This is a genomic window from Streptomyces sp. NPDC046859, assembly GCF_040645135.1.
GTDB lineage: Bacteria > Actinomycetota > Actinomycetes > Streptomycetales > Streptomycetaceae > Streptomyces.
In genome coordinates, this window is sequence record NZ_JBEYXR010000035.1 from 36,457 (window position 1) to 54,143 (window position 17,687).

General features: G+C 72.3%; 12 protein-coding genes. 7 read left to right on the forward strand and 5 right to left on the reverse strand.

Features of this window, described 5'->3' with window-relative positions:
- Positions 1 to 154: 154 nt before the first annotated feature.
- The 3 genes from ABZ899_RS33130 (at position 155) to ABZ899_RS33140 (ending at position 6,548) form a co-directional block, all read left to right on the forward strand.
- A complete protein-coding gene (locus tag ABZ899_RS33130) occupies positions 155 to 1,486 on the forward strand; it encodes a GDSL-type esterase/lipase family protein (protein ID WP_361353574.1) in 1,332 nt (443 codons plus the stop codon).
- 147 nt (positions 1,487 to 1,633) lie between these two features.
- A complete protein-coding gene (locus ABZ899_RS33135) occupies positions 1,634 to 5,419 on the forward strand; it encodes a S8 family serine peptidase (protein WP_361353577.1) in 3,786 nt (1,261 codons plus the stop codon).
- A gap of 124 nt (positions 5,420 to 5,543) precedes the next feature.
- Positions 5,544 to 6,548: a helix-turn-helix domain-containing protein gene (locus ABZ899_RS33140; protein WP_361353580.1), complete on the forward strand. Its 1,005-nt coding sequence runs from the start codon at positions 5,544 to 5,546 to the stop codon at positions 6,546 to 6,548.
- A 34-nt stretch (positions 6,549 to 6,582) separates the two neighbouring features.
- Here ABZ899_RS33140 and ABZ899_RS33145 read toward each other — a convergent pair whose 3' ends face one another.
- On the reverse strand, positions 6,583 to 7,122 hold the full coding sequence (locus tag ABZ899_RS33145; protein WP_361353583.1) for a GNAT family N-acetyltransferase: 540 nt from the start codon (positions 7,120 to 7,122) through the stop codon (positions 6,583 to 6,585).
- 409 nt (positions 7,123 to 7,531) lie between these two features.
- On the opposite strand from ABZ899_RS33145, the gene ABZ899_RS33150 reads away from it, so the two are divergent.
- From ABZ899_RS33150 to ABZ899_RS33160, 3 genes are all read left to right on the forward strand, one after another.
- Positions 7,532 to 8,320: an SAM-dependent methyltransferase gene (locus ABZ899_RS33150; protein ID WP_361353586.1), complete on the forward strand. Its 789-nt coding sequence runs from the start codon at positions 7,532 to 7,534 to the stop codon at positions 8,318 to 8,320.
- 279 nt (positions 8,321 to 8,599) lie between these two features.
- Positions 8,600 to 11,452: a lectin gene (locus ABZ899_RS33155; protein WP_361353588.1), complete on the forward strand. Its 2,853-nt coding sequence runs from the start codon at positions 8,600 to 8,602 to the stop codon at positions 11,450 to 11,452.
- A 17-nt stretch (positions 11,453 to 11,469) separates the two neighbouring features.
- Complete coding sequence (locus tag ABZ899_RS33160) at positions 11,470 to 13,212, forward strand: ThuA domain-containing protein (protein ID WP_361353591.1); 1,743 nt, start codon at positions 11,470 to 11,472, stop codon at positions 13,210 to 13,212.
- Between the two features lie 122 nt (positions 13,213 to 13,334).
- Here the strand turns inward: ABZ899_RS33160 and ABZ899_RS33165 are convergent, their stop codons facing one another.
- From ABZ899_RS33165 to ABZ899_RS33175, 3 genes are all read right to left on the reverse strand, one after another.
- On the reverse strand, positions 13,335 to 14,300 hold the full coding sequence (locus tag ABZ899_RS33165) for a type II CAAX endopeptidase family protein (RefSeq protein ID WP_361353594.1): 966 nt from the start codon (positions 14,298 to 14,300) through the stop codon (positions 13,335 to 13,337).
- Between the two features lie 120 nt (positions 14,301 to 14,420).
- On the reverse strand, positions 14,421 to 15,077 hold the full coding sequence (locus tag ABZ899_RS33170; RefSeq protein ID WP_361353597.1) for a response regulator transcription factor: 657 nt from the start codon (positions 15,075 to 15,077) through the stop codon (positions 14,421 to 14,423).
- Complete coding sequence (locus tag ABZ899_RS33175) at positions 15,065 to 16,357, reverse strand: sensor domain-containing protein (RefSeq protein ID WP_361353600.1); 1,293 nt, start codon at positions 16,355 to 16,357, stop codon at positions 15,065 to 15,067. Before ABZ899_RS33175 ends, ABZ899_RS33170 begins: the two co-directional genes overlap by 13 nt.
- A 106-nt stretch (positions 16,358 to 16,463) precedes the next feature.
- On the opposite strand from ABZ899_RS33175, the gene ABZ899_RS33180 reads away from it, so the two are divergent.
- Positions 16,464 to 17,284, forward strand: a protein-coding gene (locus ABZ899_RS33180; protein WP_361353603.1) for an IS5 family transposase whose coding sequence is annotated in 2 segments (ribosomal slippage) — positions 16,464 to 16,809 and positions 16,809 to 17,284 — 822 coding nt in all. Because the reading frame shifts where the segments join, the coding sequence is not laid out codon by codon here.
- Here ABZ899_RS33180 and ABZ899_RS33185 read toward each other — a convergent pair.
- Positions 17,281 to 17,616 carry a hypothetical protein gene (locus ABZ899_RS33185; RefSeq protein ID WP_361353606.1) on the reverse strand — a complete coding sequence of 112 codons (336 nt, stop codon included), beginning with the start codon at positions 17,614 to 17,616 and terminating at the stop codon, positions 17,281 to 17,283. The genes ABZ899_RS33180 and ABZ899_RS33185 overlap by 4 nt on opposite strands.
- Positions 17,617 to 17,687 lie beyond the last annotated feature (71 nt).

A 17,687-nucleotide genomic window follows, 5' to 3' on the forward strand; every position in this document is an offset into this window, starting at 1 on the left:
ACAGAGCCCCGGCGCAGACGACTTCGCCCGCGACGAACGCACAGCACGGGCCGGCGCGACGGCTGTACCCGTCGTCGATCGGGGTTGCCCGCGCCGGGGCACGGAAAGGCTCTTGCCGCTCGTGACACCCGTCCCACGGGAAGGACAGGAACCGATGAGCCCTCTTCTCCCCCGCGTCCCCGACCGCACCCGGCGTCTCAGGCGTCGCGGGCGTCTCCGGGCGGGCCGCCTCGCCGCGGCCCTCGCGTTCGCCCTGACGACGTCGGTCATGGCCGCCTCCGCCCCCTCCGCCGCCGGGGCGCAGCGACCGTCGGCCGCGAAAGGCTGGTTCACCTCATGGGCCGGCTCTCAACAGCGGCTCGCTTCGGAGCAGTTGAGCGACCAGTCGGTGCGCATGATCAGCCATCTCAGCCAGGGCGGCGACGCGCTGCGGGTCCGTCTGCAGAACACCTTCGGCCGGACGCCGCTGACGGTGACGGCGGCGACCGTCGCCCATAGCGACGGTGAGGGCGCGGCGACGGACGGTGCCCCGGTCCCGGTCACCTTCGCCGGGCGCCGCACGGTCGTCGTACCGGCCGGCGGCGAGGTGTGGAGCGATCCGGCCCGGCTCGGCACGGCCGCCCAGGACGACGTCGCGGTGTCCGTCTCCGTGTCCGGCACCGTGGCCGCCGGCATCCACAACAGCGCCTTCCGCACCAACTACCTGACCCCGCCCGGCTCCGGCGACCACACCGCCGACGCCTCGGGCGCCGCGTACACGCGGACGACCGGCGCCACCTACCTGGTCAGCGCCGTCGACGTGCACAACCCGCGGCTGCGCGGCACGCTCGTCGCCTACGGCAGTTCGGTGGTCGACGGCACCGGGTCGACCGACTGCGGACCGGGCTGCCAACGTCCCGGCGAGAACCTCCGGTGGACGGACGGGGTCGCCCGGCGCATCACCGAAGAACTGCCCGCGGACCGGCGGTTCACCGTCGCCAACGCCGGCATCGGCGGCACCACCAGCGCCGCCACCTGCCCCCGGACGGATCCGTCGCTGCGCGGCCTGGACGCGGCGGCCCGTCTGGAACGCGACGTCCTCGCCCTGCACGGGGTCACCGGCGTCCTCTACTACTACGGCACCAACGACCTCGCAGCCGGGTGCGAAGCGGACCAGATCCTGCACAGCTACCGGGACGTCTTCCGGCGGCTGCGGGCGGTGGGCATCAAGGTGTACGTCACGCCCATCACCCCGCGCCCCGGCTACACGGACCGGAACAACCGGGACCGGCACACCGTCGGCACGTTCGTCTCGACGTGGAACACCTGCGCCGGCACCTGTGACGGCGTGCTGCCCTTCGACCAGGTGCTCAGAGACCCGGTGAAGCCGAACGGCATCAACCCGCTGTACGACACCGGGGACGGCGTGCACGCCAACATCGCCGGTCAGAAGGCCCTCGCCGACATCGTGTCGCTCCCCATGCTGGCGGCGTCGGCGTCCCGCTGAACCAGCCCGCCCCGGCGGTCGCCCCGGTGTCGCGGTTGCGACATGTCCCACCTGTGCCAGCGAAAACGAGTGACACGGTGATCACCACCGCCGGATTCTGTCCAGCGCGCGCACATCCCCACGCGCTGGACGGAAGGCACAGCACACATGAGACGGATCCGCCTGGTGGCGGCGACAGCGACAGGACTCGTCCTGGTCTCCGGCGCGGTGGCGCCGGCCGCCGCCCCCTCCGACACGGCGTCCCCCACCCGACAACCGGCCCACAAGGCACCGTCGCACCGCCTCGGCACCGTTCGCCTCGTCACCGGCGACCGGGTGACCGTGAGCGCCGACGGCGAAGGCCGGCGCACCGCCTCGGTGACGCCCGGACCAGGACGGCGGCAGGTCGTCTTCCGGACGTACGAGGAGAACGGGCGTCTGACCGTCCTGCCGTCCGACGCCGGTACCCTCGTCGCGGCCGGGCGGCTGGACCGGAACCTGTTCGACGTGGGCGCGCTCCTCGCGCAGGGCTACGACGAGGAGCACGCCGACGCGCTGCCCCTCATCGTCTCCGGGGCCGACGGTGCGGCGGCCTCCGCCGTGAAGCGTCTGACGGGCCTCGCCGCGGACGGCTCCGAGGTCCGCCGCCTGGACAGCATCGGTGCCCGGGCCGTACGGGTCGCGGACGACGACCTCGGCCGGTTCTGGAAGCAACTGGCGCCCGACGCGGACAAGTTGAACGCCGCACGGACGGCTGCCACCCCCCGCGTGTGGCTGGACGGCCGGGTGCGGACCACCCTCGACCGCAGTGTGCCGCAGATCGGGGCGCCCGAGGTGTGGAAGGCCGGACAGCAGGGCCAGTCGGTCAAGGTGGCGGTGCTGGACACCGGCGTGGACCAGACCCATCCGGACCTGGCCGGACGGATCTCCGAGGCCCGGGACTTCTCCGACAGCTCCGGGACCGGGGACGTCTTCGGCCACGGTACGCACGTCGCCTCGATCGTCGGCGGCAGCGGCGCGGCGGCGGCCGGGGGGAAGGGCGGCAAGGGGGTGGCGCCGCTGGCCGACCTGATCGTCGGCAAGGTGCTCGGCGACGAAGGCTTCGGGACCGAGTCCCAGGTGATCGCCGGCATGGAGTGGGCGGCGGGCAGCGGAGCCAAGGTCGTCAACATGAGCCTCGGTTCCGACGTCCCGACCGACGGCACGGACCCGATGAGTCTGGCGCTGAACGAACTCAGCGAGCGCACCGGCGCCTTGTTCGTCGTCGCGGCCGGCAACGCGGGCGAGCAGGGCAGGAGCACCATCGGCTCCCCCGGGGCCGCGGACGCGGCACTCACGGTCGGCGCGGTCGACCGTGACGGCGCCCTCGCGCCGTTCTCCAGCCGTGGTCCCCGGGCCGGTGACGACGCCGTCAAGCCCGACCTGACGGCGCCCGGTGTGGGCATCGTGGCGGCGCGCGCCGCCGGGACGACCATGGGCGAGGCGGTCGACGCCCGGCACGTGGCGGCCTCCGGCACGTCGATGGCGACCCCGCATGTGGCGGGCGCCGCGGCACTGCTCGCCCAGCGGCACCCGGACTGGAGCGCGGCCCAGTTGAAGGACGCGCTCGTCAGCACGGCCCGTACGGCGGCCGGTCAGGAGGTCACCGAGCAGGGCGGCGGACTCGTCGACGTGGCCGCCGCCGCGCTCGGCCCGGTCACCGCGACCGGCACCATCACGCTGGGCCCGCTGCAGACGGGCGGCGGCGAGCCGCGTACGGCGCGGCTGCGGTACACGAACACCTCGGGCGCCGCGCTCACCCTGGCGCTCACGGCCCGGCTGGCCACGGCCGGGGGACGCACCCCCGGCGAGGGAGCGGTACGGCTCGGCTCCCCCACGGTCACGGTGCCCGCCGGCGCCACCGCCGAGGTGCCGCTGACGGTCGACCCGGCCCGGGTGCAGCAGGGCGACTACTACGGCTATGTGACCGCGGCGTCCGAGGACGGCGAGGTCACCGTGCACACCACGGTCGGCCTGACCGTGCAGGGCCCCACGCACCGGCTCACCGTCCGCACCGTGGACCTGTCCGGGCACCGCGTGGAGGCGCTGCCGACCATCTGGGGCCCGGACGGCTTCGTCGGCTACACCGGCACCGACCCGGCCGTCGCCGAGGTCGAGGAAGGCACCTACCAGCTCGACTACTCCACCCTCGAGACCGTCGCCGGCGGGCAGGAACTGCGGCACGTGGTCCTGCCCGAGGTCAAGGTCACCAAGGACATGACCGCCACGCTCGACGTGCGCAGGACCACCCTGGTCGACATCCGCACGCCCCGGCCGGCCGAGCAGCGCGGCATCCTCAGCTACCAGACGTACCGGAAGATCGACGGGCGCGGTCTGATCGAGGGCACGATGTACTTCGACGTCGGCAAGCGCCTGTACGTGAGCCCCACGCAGGCCGTCACCGACGGCACGTTCGAGTTCGCCTCGCGCTGGCAGTTCGTCGCGCCGCTGCTGCGGATGAAGGTGTCCGGCGGCAAGGGTGACGACGCGGCGCCGGACGCGTACTACATGCCGTCCTCGCCGCTCTTCGACCAGAAGGGCGCCCAGGTGACCGCGGTCGACGCGGGGGACGCCGCCGCGCCCGCCCTCTCCCGGGTCCGCGGCAAGCTGGCGGTCCTGACCAACGAACAGAACGTCGACGAGCAGGCCCTGACCGAGCGGGCGGCCGCGGCCGGGGCGCGCGGCGTCGTGCTCGTCCACTTCGACGACATCGCGTGGACCCGGTGGCACCCGGACGGCGACCGCTGGGGCGTGCCGACCGTGCGGATCGGCGCGACGGCGGGAGCGGCCCTGCTGAGGCGGATCGGCCGGGGGACCACCGTGGTCCGTTTCACGGGGACCGCCCGCAGCCCGTACCTGTACGACATCATGCAGGTGTCGTCGCAGCGCATCCCGGAGAAGGTCGTGCACACGGTCTCGGAGCGCAACAGCGCCGTCGTGCGGAGCAGGTACGCCGACAACGGCGGCATTCCCTGGGCGCGCGAGCAGCGCTTCGCCCGCCGCCCGTACCAGGACATCGCCTGGCTGCAGTACACCCGCTATGTGCCGACCGGGTTCGACCGGACCGAGTACGTGAGCTCCGGTGACACCGAGTGGCAGCACCTGGTGCACCACGAGACGACCCGCGACGTGGACATGCCGCTGACTTCCGGCATGGCGGACGCCCCGCGCACGTACCGGGCGGGCGAGCACACGAGCGACACCTGGCAGGGGTCCGTGGTGCGGCCGTCCGTCCCGCGGGGCGGCACGACGCCGTCCGTGCGCAAGGGTGACGTACTGAGCGTGCGGATACCGGAGTTCACCGACTCGCAGGCCGGTCACCGGTCACGGCTGGTCGCGGGCGGCGGCGGCATCGGCACGAGGGCGGCCCAGGGTGACGCGGCGGAGGCCGTGCTCTACCGCGACGGGCGCGAAGTGGGCCGGGCCGACGGCGGTTTCACGGACTTCGAGGTTCCCTCGGGCACGGCCGGGTACCGGCTGGACCTGACCACGTCGCGCACCTCGCCGGAGTGGGTCTACGGGACGGGCACCGAGACGTCCTGGTCGTTCCGCTCGGGCACGGCGAAGGACGCGACCACGCTGCCGCTGCTCCAGCTCGACTACGACGTGCCGGTCGACGCGGACAACGCCGTCCGCCCGGGCCGTACCCACACCGTCGGCGTGTCGGTCCGCGCCCAGGACGGACTCGCCGCACCGCGGGGCGTGCGCGTCCAGGTCGAGGTCTCCTACGACGACGGCCGGACCTGGAGCCGAGCCGGGGTGAAGGACCGGGGGCGCAACGCCTTCTCGGCCACCGTCACCAAGCCGGCCCGGACACACGGAGACGCCTTCGTGACACTGAGAGTGACGGCGCGTGACGCGGCCGGGACCTCGGTCCGGCAGACCGTCGAGCGCGCCTACCTGCACCGGGGATAGGCGCTCCGCACGGGTGCGCGGGGTGGGCGAGCGGGAGGACCGCCCGCTCACCCTCACCGCCTGTAACGTTCGTGGAGTACGGTGTCCGCCGTTTGGGTTGGCCGGAAGTCGCGGGGAGGACACCATGACACTGGAGCCCGCAGGTGTGTCGGAGGCCGAGGAGGCCGTCTACCGGTTTCTGGTGACGGTCAGCCAGGCGTCGGCGGCGGACGTCGCCGCGCGCACCGGGCTGAGCCCGGCCGAGACGGACGCGGTGCTCGACGCGCTGACCGTCAAGGGCCTGGTGAGCCACACCGACCTGCTGCCCCGCCACTTCCGGGCCACTCCCCCGGACGTGGCGCTGATGCCGGGACTGAAGCGGCACGCCGACGCCCTCGACCTGGCCCGCGTCGAGGCCACCAACCTGCTGGAGGTGTACCGCGACACGATGCGCCGGCGGGACGCCAGCGAGCTGATCGAGGTCATCACCGGCGCCGAGGCCCTGCGCCAGCATCTGCGGCAGATGCAGGGCAGCGCGCAGGACGAGATGCTCTGGTTCTGCAAGGCCCAGTACGTGGCCATGCCGTCGGGCAGCAACGACTCCGAGTTCGAGGCCCTGGGGCGCGGGGTGCGCTACCGGGTGCTGTACGAGAAGGCGTTCTTCGACGACGAGGGAGCCGTTGACAACGTTGTTGCCGGCGTACGGGCCGGGGAGATCGCCCGTGCGGTGCCGCATCTGCCGCTGCGGCTGGCGGTCGCCGACCGGGCCGTCGCGATCTGTCCGCTCGTCCCCGGCGGCCCGCGCGGGAACCCGGACGAACCGACCGCGGCGCTCGTGCGGGACAGCAATCTGCTCGCGGCCCTCGTCGCCCTGTTCGAGCGGTACTGGGAGGCCGCGGTCCCGCTGGACGTCGACGACTCGGGGTCGGTCGCCGGGACGGACGGTGTCGGCGGCCCGGACCCGCTGTCCGCGACGGACCGGCGTCTGCTCGCCCTGCTGGTGGCCGGGGTCGCCGACAAGGCGGTGGCCACGCAGCTGGGCCTGAGCCGGCGCACGGTCCAGCGGCACATCCAGCGCATGATGGAACTCGCCGGCGCGGCGACCCGGATGCAGCTCGCGTGGCAGGCCGCACGGCGGGGCTGGCTGTAGTCGAGCCGTCGCGGGCCGCCCCGCGCACGCGCGGTCACCCGGCGGGCGTGGGCGGAACCCTCTGGCCGAGCCACTGTTCGGCGCCCCAGGCCCGGAACACCTCCACCTCGGTGAAGCCGAGTTTCGCCGCGAGGCGCAGGGAGCGGGCGTTGGCGGTCTGCGTGGCGAGCACCACCGGCTCACCGGGCAGGTAGGCGTCGATCCAGCCGAGCGCCGCCGCGCACGCCTCGGCGGCGTACCCGCGTCCCCACACCCGCGGCAGGAACAGGTAGCCGAGGTCGACCTTGCCCACGGCCGCCGTCGTACGGTGCTCGGTGACCCTCCGGACCAGGACCTGCCCGATCATCCGCCCGTCGAGCTCGACGACGAAGCTCCCGGGCCACGGCTCGGGCACGGCGGGCACCTCCCGTTCCAGTTCGTCGCGCTGCCGGGGGCCTCCGAGATAGGTGTGCACCTCCGGTGATGCCAGCAGTTCGACGAAGGTCGCACGGTCCCGTGCCTCGGCCGCGCGCAGCACGAGCCGTTCGGTCCTGATCGGTGCGGGCGGCCAGGCGACGGGTCCGAGGGCGGTCATACCGGCAGGTTAGGGCCTTTCGTTCGGATCAGCCCGGCTGTGGCCGACGGGACATGGTGACGTGCCCGAGCGGGGTCCGGTGCGTGCAGCCGCAAGGCGGAGGAGGGAGTCGACGCGGAGCGTCGGCGAGGGCCTCACGTCAGGCCGCGTGGTGTCCCGTCTTCGCGCTCTGCGGACGGCCCCCCGTCACGTTCCTCCGGTTCGCCGCCGGAGCGGTCCCGTGCGCATGGCGGGTGTCGCGGAGGAGGCCCTCGCGTCCGGCGCGCCGGGCCGTGATCGTCGGCGTGGCGGTGGAGGGTCCACCGCTACTCGTCGTCAACTTGCCTCGTGCAGCCAGGAGTTGGTTGAACGCCGTAAGATCGTCTGGCGAACGCGGTCCGTTCTCCCCCACCCGCGCGATGGAGCCGACATGACGACCAATTCCCAGGCGCCCGTCCAGATCGACACCAGCAGGGCCCATCCGGCCCGCGTGTACGACTGGTTGCTCGGCGGCAAGGACAACTACCCCGTGGACGAGGCGGTGGGCGAGCGGCTGCCTCCGGAGGCGCGCGACGGCGCCCGGCAGAACCGGCAGTTCATGCACCGCGCCGCCGCCTGGCTCGCCTCCCGGGGCACCGACCAGTTCCTGGACATAGGCACCGGCATCCCCACCGAGCCGAACCTCCACCAGGTCGTGCAGAACGTCGTGCCGTCCGCCAGGGTCGTGTACGCCGACAACGACCCGATCGTCCTGCGGCACGCCGAGGCACTGCTGATCAGCACGCCCGAGGGGGCGACCGACTACATCCAGGCGGACGTGCGCGATCCGGAGGCGATCGTCGGGCACGCCCGGCGCGTCCTGGACTTCGACCGGCCCGTCGCGCTGTCACTCATCGCCCTGATGCACTTCATCAGCGACGAGCAGGACGCCCACGGCATCGTCCGCGCGCTGGTCGGCACCCTGCCGCCGGGCAGTCACCTGATCCTGTCGCACGCCTCGTCCGACCTGTTCCCGGAGCTCTCGGACCAGGTGGTCGCCGAGTACGCGAAGGGCGGCATCCGGCTCGCGTTCCGGCCCCGCCCGGAGGTGGAGCGGTTCTTCGACGGGCTGGACCTCGTGGCGCCGGGTCTGGTGACGGCGACCGAGTGGGCGCCGTCCTCCCCCGCCGCCGAGGCGGAGCCGAGCGGCATCTACGCGGGCGTGGCGCGCGTGCGCTGAGCCGCCTTCCCCATGGAGGCGGGGGACGGGTGCCGGACCCGCGGCTCGGCAGCGCGACTTTGTCTCCGCCATGAGAAAAGTACCGAGATCTTGTGCGGAAGGGGTTACGAGCGCGGACGAAGCCCGCTAACTTCCGGGAACTGAAGCGTTCATGAGGCCCTTCGGAACCCTTGGGGCCTGTGCTCGATGGCGCGACGGCGCGCGCCCGCAACCCCCCACCGGCGGTCGTCCGGCGTTCCTCCGGCGACCGCCGCCACCCCGTCTCCCATGGAGTACTCCATGCGTACGAGATCGCCCTCCCTGAAACGTGTCCGCACGGCGCTGCCGGCCATGGTGTGCGCCCTCGCCCTGGCCCTGCCGCTGGGCCCCGCCGCGGCGGCCCCCGGCGACGCACCCGCTTCCGCCCCCGCGGCGGCCGAGGACTTCCAGCAGGTCACCCTGGCCAAGGGAGTCGCCGAGACCGGCGAACCCATGACGATGACGGTGCTGCCGGACCGCTCGGTCCTGCACACCGCGCGGGACGGCACGCTGCACCGCACCGACGCGGCAGGCACCACCAGCGTGGCCGGCAGACTCGATGTCTACAGCCACGACGAAGAAGGGCTGCAGGGCGTCGCCGCCGACCCCGGCTTCGCGTCGAACCGGTTCGTCTACCTGTACTACGCCCCGAAGCTCAACACACCGACCGGGGACGCCCCTTCGGACGGAACCGCCTCCGACTTCACGCCGTTCGACGGGGTGAACCGGCTGTCCCGGTTCGTGCTGAAGAGCGACAACACGCTCGACCTCGCCAGCGAGAAGAAGATCCTGGACGTGCCCGCCTCCCGTGGCCTGTGCTGTCACGTCGGCGGCGACATCGACTTCGACGCGGCGGGCAACCTGTACCTCTCGACCGGCGACGACTCCAATCCCTTCGCCTCCGACGGGTTCACGCCGATCGACGAGCGCGCCTCCCGCAACCCGGCGTACGACGCCCAGCGTTCCGCGGGCAACACCAACGATCTGCGCGGCAAGATCCTGCGGATCAAGGTCAACGCCGACGGCTCCTACGCGATCCCGTCCGGGAACCTCTTCCCGCCCGGCACCGCGAAGACCCGGCCCGAGATCTACGCGATGGGCTTCCGCAACCCGTTCCGCATGAGTGTCGACCGGGCCACCGGCATCGTCTACGTCGGGGACTACGGCCCGGACTCCGGCACCGCCAGCCCCTCCCGCGGCCCGGCCGGACAGGTCGAGTTCAATCGCGTCACCAAGGCGGGCAACTTCGGCTGGCCGTACTGCACCGGCAAGAACGACGCCTACGTGGACTTCGACTTCGCGACCGGCTCGTCCGGGTCCCGGTTCGACTGCGCGGCACCGAGGAACACCTCGCCGCGCAACACCGGCCTCACCGACCTGCCGCCCGCGCAGCCCGCCTGGATCCCCTACGACGGCAACTCCGTCCCGGAGTTCGGCAATGGCTCGGAGTCCCCCATGGGCGGCCCCGTCTACCGCTACGACGCCGCCTCCAGCTCGGACGTGAAGTTCCCGCAGGAGTACGACGGCGACTTCTTCGCCGGTGAGTTCGGCCGCCGCTGGATCAAGCGCATCGAGACCGGCGGAGACGGCACCGTGCAGTCCATCAACGCCTTCCCCTGGGCAGGAACCCAGGTGATGGACATGGCCTTCGGCCCGGACGGCGCCCTGTACGTCCTGGACTACGGCACCGGGTACTTCAACGGTGACCAGAACTCCGCGCTGTATCGCATCGAGCACGTGACGGGCGGGCGCGCCCCGTTGGCGCAGGCCAAGGCGAGCGTCACCTCCGGCAAGGCCCCCCTGTCCGTGTCGTTCTCGTCCGCGGGCAGCAGCGACCCCGACGGGGACACGCTCGCCTACGCGTGGACGTTCGGCGACGGCGCCACCTCCACCGCCGCCAACCCGGCCCACACCTACACCACCGAGGGCCAGTACACGGCCACGCTGAAGGTCACCGATCCGAGCGGCAAGTCCGCCACGGCCTCGGTGCAGATCACCGTCGGCAACACCGCCCCGACCGTGCGGATCGACACGCCCGCCGACGGGCAGATCTACGACTTCGGCGCCGCCATCCCGTTCAAGGTGACGGTCACCGACCCGGAGGACGGGACGATCGACTGCTCGCGGGTGAAGGTCAACTTCATCGTCGGGCACGACAGTCACGGGCATCCGCAGACCTCGGCCACCGGCTGCACGGGCACCCTCCAGACCCTGGCGGACGGAGAGCACGACCCCAACGCCAACATCTTCGGGGTCATCGACGCCGAGTACACCGACAAGGGCGCGGCGGGTCAGCCCGCGCTGACGACGCACGACCAGCGGGTCACCCAGCCCAGCCACCGGCAGGCCGAGCACTACGGCGGCTCCGCGGGCGTGCAGATCATCGAGAAGGCACCGGCGCACGGCGGCCGTACCGTCGGTGAGATCCACAACGGCGACTGGATCTCCTTCACGCCGTACCACCTGGCCGACGTCCGGACATTCACTGCCCGGGTCTCCTCGGCGGGCGCCGGCGGCACCATCGAGGTGCGGACCGGCTCCGCGACCGGCACCCTGCTCGGCACGGTCACCGTGCCGGTCACCGGCGGCTGGGAGACCTTCCAGGAGGTCACGACGTCCCTGAGCAACCAGCCGGCCGCGTCGACCGCGCTCTTCCTCGTCTTCAAGGGCGGCAGCGGCGCCCTGTTCGACGTGGACGACTTCTCCTTCAGCACCGCCACGGGCGGCGGCAGTCGCGCGGGTGAGGTGCGCGGCGTGAACGGCAAGTGCCTGGACATCGACAACGCGGGCACCGCCGACGGCACCAAGGTGCAGATCTGGACGTGCAACACCACCGCCGCCCAGCGCTGGACCATCGGCACCGACAACACCTTCCGCGCCCTCGGCAAATGCCTCGACATCGCCAACGCCGGCACCGCCGACGGCACGAAGATCCAGCTGTGGACCTGCAACGGCTCCGCGGCCCAACTGTGGACCCCGCAGGCCGACGGCACCGTCCGCAACCCCCACTCGGGCAAGTGCCTCGACGCCTCGGGCGGCACCTGGAACGACGGCACCCCCGTCCACCTGTGGACCTGCCACACCGGCCCCAACCAGAAATGGACCCTGCCGTAGAAGGGAGGCACCTCGTGATGCGCACTCTGCTCAAAGCGGCCACCGCGTTGTTCGCCGGCGCCGCGCTCTGCATGTCTCCCCAGGCCTCGGCGCGTCCGGGCGGCACTTCGGAGACGCCCGTCGCGGCGCCCGCGGCCGACCCCGCCTACCGGGTCCTGGTCTTCTCCAAGACGGCGGGTTTCCGTCACTCCTCGATCGACGAGGGCGTCGCCGCACTGCGTGAGCTGGGCGCGGCGAACAACTTCACCGTCGTCGCCACCGAGGACGCGGGCGCGTTCACCGCGGCCAACCTGAGCCAGTACCGTGCCGTCGTCTTCCTCTCCACCACGGGGGACGTGCTGGACGGCGCCCAGCAGACGGCGTTCGAGCAGTACCTCGGCGCGGGTGGCGGATACGTCGGTGTCCACGCCGCCGCCGACACCGAGTACGACTGGCCCTTCTACGAGGGCCTGGCCGGTGCGCTCTTCCAGTCCCACCCGGCGATCCAGCCGGCGACCGTCAAGGTCGAGGACCGGGCGCACGATGCCACCGCCCAGCTGGGCCGCACCTGGCAGCGCACCGACGAGTGGTACAACTACCGCACCAATCCGCGCAGTTCGGCCCATGTACTGGCCTCGCTTGACGAGTCCAGCTACTCCGGCGGCAGCATGTCCGGCGACCATCCGATCGCCTGGTGCAAGGACTACGCCGGTGGCCGCGCCTTCTACACCGGCGGCGGCCACACGGAGGAGTCGTACGCGGACCCGGCCTTCCGCCGGCATCTGCTCGGAGGGGTCCGCTGGGCCGCCGGGCTCACCCAGGCCGACTGCCGTCCGGAGACCGGTTACACCTCCCTGTTCGACGGCGGCGGCACGGCCGGCTGGCGGCAGGCGGGCCCCGGCGGCTTCACGCTCGCCGACGGCACGCTCACCTCGCACGGCGGGCTGGGTCTGCTCTGGTACGACGCGAAGGAGTTCACCGGCGACTACTCGCTCAAGCTGGACTGGCGGATGAGCGGCGACGACAACTCCGGTGTGTTCGTGGGCTTCCCGGCCTCCGACGACCCGTGGTCGGCCGTGGACAACGGCTACGAGATCCAGATCGACGCCACCGACAGCGCCGACCGGACCACGGGGGCCGTGTACGGGTTCAAGTCGGCCGACCTCGCCGCCCGGGACGCCGCGCTGAACCCGCCGGGCAGCTGGAACACGTACGAGATCCGGGTCACCGGGGAGCGGCTGGAGCTGTTCCTGAACGGGCGGAAGATCAACGACTTCACCAACACGGATCCGGCGCGCAGTCTGCGGCAGGGGCACATCGGGCTGCAGAACCACGGCGACGGTGACGAGGTGGCGTTCCGCAACATCCGGATCAAGCAGGCCGGGAGCCCGTCCGGCCCGCGCACGGGTGAGGTGCGGGGCGTGAACGGCAAGTGCCTGGACATCGACAACGCGGGCACCGCCGACGGCACCAAGGTGCAGATCTGGACGTGCAACACCACCGCCGCCCAGCGCTGGACCATCGGCACCGACAACACCTTCCGCGCCCTCGGCAAATGCCTCGACACCGCCAACGCCGGCACCGCCGACGGCACGAAGATCCAGCTGTGGACCTGCAACGGCACCGGAGCCCAGCAGTGGGTGCCGCAGGCCGACGGCACCGTCCGCAACCCCCACTCGGGCAAGTGCCTCGACGCCTCGGGCGGCACCTGGAACGACGGCACCCCCGTCCACCTGTGGACCTGCCACACCGGCCCCAACCAGAAATGGACCCTGCCCTGAGGTAGGGCCCGGCATGCGGCCGCCGGCCCCCGCTCGCCCGGTGCGAGCGGGGGCCGGCGGCCTTCAGGCGCCGTTGCTCGCGCAGCCCGATCCCCCGCACCGGGCTGCGCGCGGCACCTCGATCAGGGTGTCGGCCGCGGGGAGGACATGGGCGACGTCCCGGCCGCTGCCTCGGCGAGGGCGGACTGACGCTTCGGCAGTCCCAGGCGGCCGCGGGTGACGGCGAGCGCGATGACCGCTCCGGCCAGGGAGGCGAGGAAGAAGGCGTGGGTCACGTCGGCGTGGGACATCCCGGGGAACAGGTCCTCGCCGGCCACGGAGAAGTAGTTGTTGACGCCGCAGTGCAGCAGCATGACGAGCGGCATGCTCTCGCCGGACCGGTTGAACACCCAGGTCATCACGAAGCTGAACAGGGTGGCCGTCGCGACGAACTCGACGGGCTCCGTCCAGGCCACGTCCGGGCCGCCGCCCCAGTCGGTGAGGAACAGCGGCAGGTGCCAGCCGCCCCACAGGACACCGACGATCAGGGTGGCGGCGAGGGGCCCGTTGCGGCGCTGCATGCGCGGCATGGCGAACTCGCGCCAGCCCGGCTCCTCCGCGAGCCCGGTGGTGATCATCTGGGCGGCCAGGCCCGGCAGGAACGCGATCAGGACCGTGGCGGAGGGCTGCGCGGGGCCGTCGCCGGACAGCGCCACCGAGGCCAGGGTGAGCGCGAGCGGCACCGACACCAGGACGGCCAGGTACCAGCGCCAACCGACGTTGAACCGCGTCATGCGGCCCCGCCAGGTACGCAGTCCGGCGCGCCCCTCGGTGAGGGCGATGATGAGCAGCGCCGAGCCGATGGGGCCGAGGTAGGCGCCGGGCAGGACGCCGGTGATCTGGGAGGCGGCGGCCCCACCGGGGAAGGTGAAGTCCCAGACGCCCAGGCCGTTCCCGGACAGGACGTACGGCAGCCAGGCCACCCAGCTCAGTCCGTAGGCCAGGGTGAAGAACCAGGTCAGCGGATGGCGGCGGAGGCTGCCGCGCAGGGTGCCTTCCGTGCGGCCGGCCGGTGCCGTGCTGGTCGGTGCGGGGGTCTCGGTCCTCACTGCGGGTCCTCTCGGCGGTCGCTGATGACGTGTCCTCAGCACACCATCGGGAGCCCGGCGGATCATTGCCGCGCACACCCCGAGTGGGGGTACAGCAGGCTGTACCCCGGACCGGTTCCCTCAGCGCCGGCGGGCGTCCTCCAGGTAGTGCAGGACGGCCGCGACCCGCCGGTCCAGCTGGTCCGTCGGGGACAGGTCGAGCTTGGCGAAGATGCTGCGGATGTGTTTGTGCACGGCCCCCTCGGTGACGACGAGCCGTTCGGCGATGGCGCTGTTGCCCAGGCCCTCCGCCATCAGGCCGAGCACGTCCTTCTCGCGGGGGCTGAGGCGTTCCAGGCGGGTGTCGCGGCGGGAGCGGGTGAAGAGCTGCGCGACGACCTCGGGGTCGATGGCGGTGCCACCGCCGGCGACCCGGCGCAGGGCGTCGAGGAACTCCTCGACCCGGCCGACGCGTTCCTTCAGCAGATAGCCGAGCCCGCCGACGCCGCCCGTGAGGAGTTCGGTGGCGAAGCTCTGCTCGACGTAGGCGGACAGGACGAGCACGGCGAGTGCGGGACGGCGGCGGCGTGCCTCGACGGCCGCGCGGATGCCCTCGTCGGTGTGGGTGGGCGGCATCCGGACGTCGAGGATGGCCACGTCCGGCTCGTGACGGTCGACGGCGTCCAAGGCGTCGTCGGGGGTGCCGGCCGTGGCGACCACGTCCAGGGACTCGGCGCGCAGCAGCAGGGCCAGCCCTTCGCGCAGGAGGGGGTCGTCCTCGGCGATCACGATCCGCATGGCAGGTCCACTTCCAGGGTTGTCGGGCCGCCCGGCGGGCTCGTCAGGCGGAACGTGCCGTCGTGGGCGGCGACGCGCCGCCGGATCCCGGCGAGACCGGAGCCGGTGCCGGGCCCGCCGTCGCCGGGCGCCGCTGCGGGGGCCGTGGCGCCGCCGTGCCCGTCGTCGACGACGGTCAGCAGGAGCCGTCCGCCGGCCAGCCGGGCGGTGACGGTGGCGCGGGTCGCGCCGCTGTGCTTGGCGATGTTGGTGAGGGCCTCGGCGACGACGAAGTAGGCGGTCGCCTCCACCGAGGCCGCGCAGCGCCTGGGCATGTCCACATCGACGCGGCACGGCACGGGGCACTCGGCGGCGAGCCCGGTGAGCGCCCCGGCCAGACCGCGGTCGGACAGGACGGGCGGCAGGATGCCGCGGGAGACCGCCCGCAGGTCGGCCAGCGCCTGCTCGGCGGCGGACTGGGCGCGTTCCAGGAGGTCCTGCGCGCCGTCCGGGTCACGGGCCACCATCCGTCGGGCGGCGCCGAGCAGCACGGTCACGGACACGATCCGGTTCTGCGTGCCGTCGTGCAGGGCGCGTTCGATACGGCGCAGTTCGGCGGCGTGGGCGTCGAGCGCGGCGGCGCGGGTGGCGGTCAACTCCGCGATGCGCAGGGAGAGGTCGGTCTCCGGTCCGGCCGTCAGCAGGCGCCGCCCGGGGCCGGCCTGGGCGCGCGCCATGGCGGGGCCGAGGCCCAGGACGACGGCGATCCAGCCGACGCCGAGGAGGGCGACGGCGACCGCGTCCGCCCAGGAGCTGGACGAGCCGATGCCGATGGAGGTGGCCGTCACGTCCGCGGGGACGAACCGCCAGTACAGCGGGAACAGAAGGTCCCGTACGGCGAGGACGGGCAGCCAGAGGCCGAGCAGTCCCAGCGGCAGGCCCACGACGACGTGCCGGGCCAGCCACCGCAGTTCACGCCGGGTGGTGGAGTCGCGGAGGGCGGCGCGCGGGGCGGTCGGGGGTGGTGCCGGCGCCAGGACCTCGGGGCCGGAGCGGGCCAGCCGGGCGCGCTCGAGCCCGGCCAGGCCGTGCAGGGCCCGCAGGGCGGCCGGCGCCGCGAGCAGCCCCACACCGAGCGGGACGGTGAGGGCGCACCCGGCGAGCAGGATCAGCACGGGCAGCGCGAGTAAGGCCGTACGGAGGCCGGAGACCAGTTGTCCCGTCGCGCCCAGCGCGTCCCGCACGACTCCCACGACGTGGTCCCGGCGGCCTGGGCCCGGGTGGTCGTCACCGTTCGGCATGCCCACTCCTTCCGTCGAGCACAGCGAACGACCCTATAAGAACTCCTAACGAAATGATCTTCGAGGTGGTTGGATCACCCCGGGAGCGTTGATCCGGGGGTGCGGAGTGGCTCGGCCGAAGCCGTGGGAAGTCGATGACGAGTTGTGGGCGGTGATCGAGCCGCTGTTGCCGAAGATTGAGCGTCGGCTCCGGCATCCGGGTCGCAAGCGGCATCCGGACCGGTTGGTGTTCCAGGGCATTCTGTTCGTCCTGCACACGGGGATTGCCTGGGAGCACCTGCCGCAGGAACTCGGCTTCGGTTCGGGCATGACGTGCTGGCATCGCCTGGCCGAGTGGACCGAGGTCGGAGTGTGGCCCCGATTGCACGAGGTCCTCCTCGCCGAACTCCGCAGCGCGAACGCCCTGGACTTCTCCCTGGCGGCGGTCGACGGCTCCCACATCCGAGCGTTAAAGGGGGAGCCAAGACAGGACGAAGCCCCGTCGACCGGGGCAGGACGGGCAGCAAGCATCACCTGATCACCGACGCCACCGGCATCCCGCTCGCCGTCACCCTGACCGGCGGCAACCGCAACGACGTCACCCAGCTGATCCCCCTCCTCCAGGCCGTGCCGCCCGTGCGGGGCAAGCGCGGCCGGCCCCGGCGCCGCCCTGAGGCGGTGCTGGCCGACCGCGGATACGACCATGACAAGTACCGCCGCCTGGTCTGGGACCTCGGCGTGAAACCGCAGATCGCCCGCCGCGGCACCGAACACGGCTCCGGCCTGGGCACCCAACGCTGGGTCGTCGAGCGAGCGTTCGCCCACCTGCACTGGTTCCGCCGCCTACGCATCCGCTGGGAGATACGCGATGACATCCACGAAGCCTTCCTCAGCCTCGCTTGCAGCATCATCTGCTGGCGACGGCTGAAGAAGCTCCGGCCGCGTTAACGTTCGTTGTTCTGGGCAGCCTCGAAGCCGCGGTCTTGGATCACTGGAAAAACTTGCTGTGTGGTGGTGATCCAGGCGTCGATGTCGGCATGGGACGACCTGATGGCGCTGATCAGCGCCTCGATCACGTCCAGCTTCGGCTTACCGACGTTCAGGCTGAGCTGGTCCATCGACACCTCTTGATACGACATGACCAGCTGCCACCAGAACCGCATGAGGAAGCGGCATTCCTGCGGGTCACGGTCGTCTGCGAGGCGATCGTGAACGACCCTCTGGACGCGCCGCCGCTGCTCATCGTCACGAAAGCCGTTGTTGAGGTCGGTCAGGGTCACGTCCGGAGAGTAGCAACCGCGTTCGTTCACGGCCTCCGAGTTAGCTCTCAAGTCCCCGCAGAGCATTCTGT

What these genes read in the sequence shown, in the direction of transcription:
- ABZ899_RS33130 (WP_361353574.1), top strand. Translation starts at nt 155, where the DNA reads ATGAGCCCTCTTCTCCCCCGCGTCCCCGACCGCACCCGGCGTCTCAGG.
- ABZ899_RS33135 (WP_361353577.1), top strand. Translation starts at nt 1,634, where the DNA reads ATGAGACGGATCCGCCTGGTGGCGGCGACAGCGACAGGACTCGTCCTG.
- ABZ899_RS33140 (WP_361353580.1), top strand. Translation starts at nt 5,544, where the DNA reads ATGACACTGGAGCCCGCAGGTGTGTCGGAGGCCGAGGAGGCCGTCTAC.
- ABZ899_RS33145 (WP_361353583.1), bottom strand. Translation starts at nt 7,122, where the DNA reads ATGACCGCCCTCGGACCCGTCGCCTGGCCGCCCGCACCGATCAGGACC.
- ABZ899_RS33150 (WP_361353586.1), top strand. Translation starts at nt 7,532, where the DNA reads ATGACGACCAATTCCCAGGCGCCCGTCCAGATCGACACCAGCAGGGCC.
- ABZ899_RS33155 (WP_361353588.1), top strand. Translation starts at nt 8,600, where the DNA reads ATGCGTACGAGATCGCCCTCCCTGAAACGTGTCCGCACGGCGCTGCCG.
- ABZ899_RS33160 (WP_361353591.1), top strand. Translation starts at nt 11,470, where the DNA reads ATGCGCACTCTGCTCAAAGCGGCCACCGCGTTGTTCGCCGGCGCCGCG.
- ABZ899_RS33170 (WP_361353597.1), bottom strand. Translation starts at nt 15,077, where the DNA reads ATGCGGATCGTGATCGCCGAGGACGACCCCCTCCTGCGCGAAGGGCTG.
- ABZ899_RS33175 (WP_361353600.1), bottom strand. Translation starts at nt 16,357, where the DNA reads ATGCCGAACGGTGACGACCACCCGGGCCCAGGCCGCCGGGACCACGTC.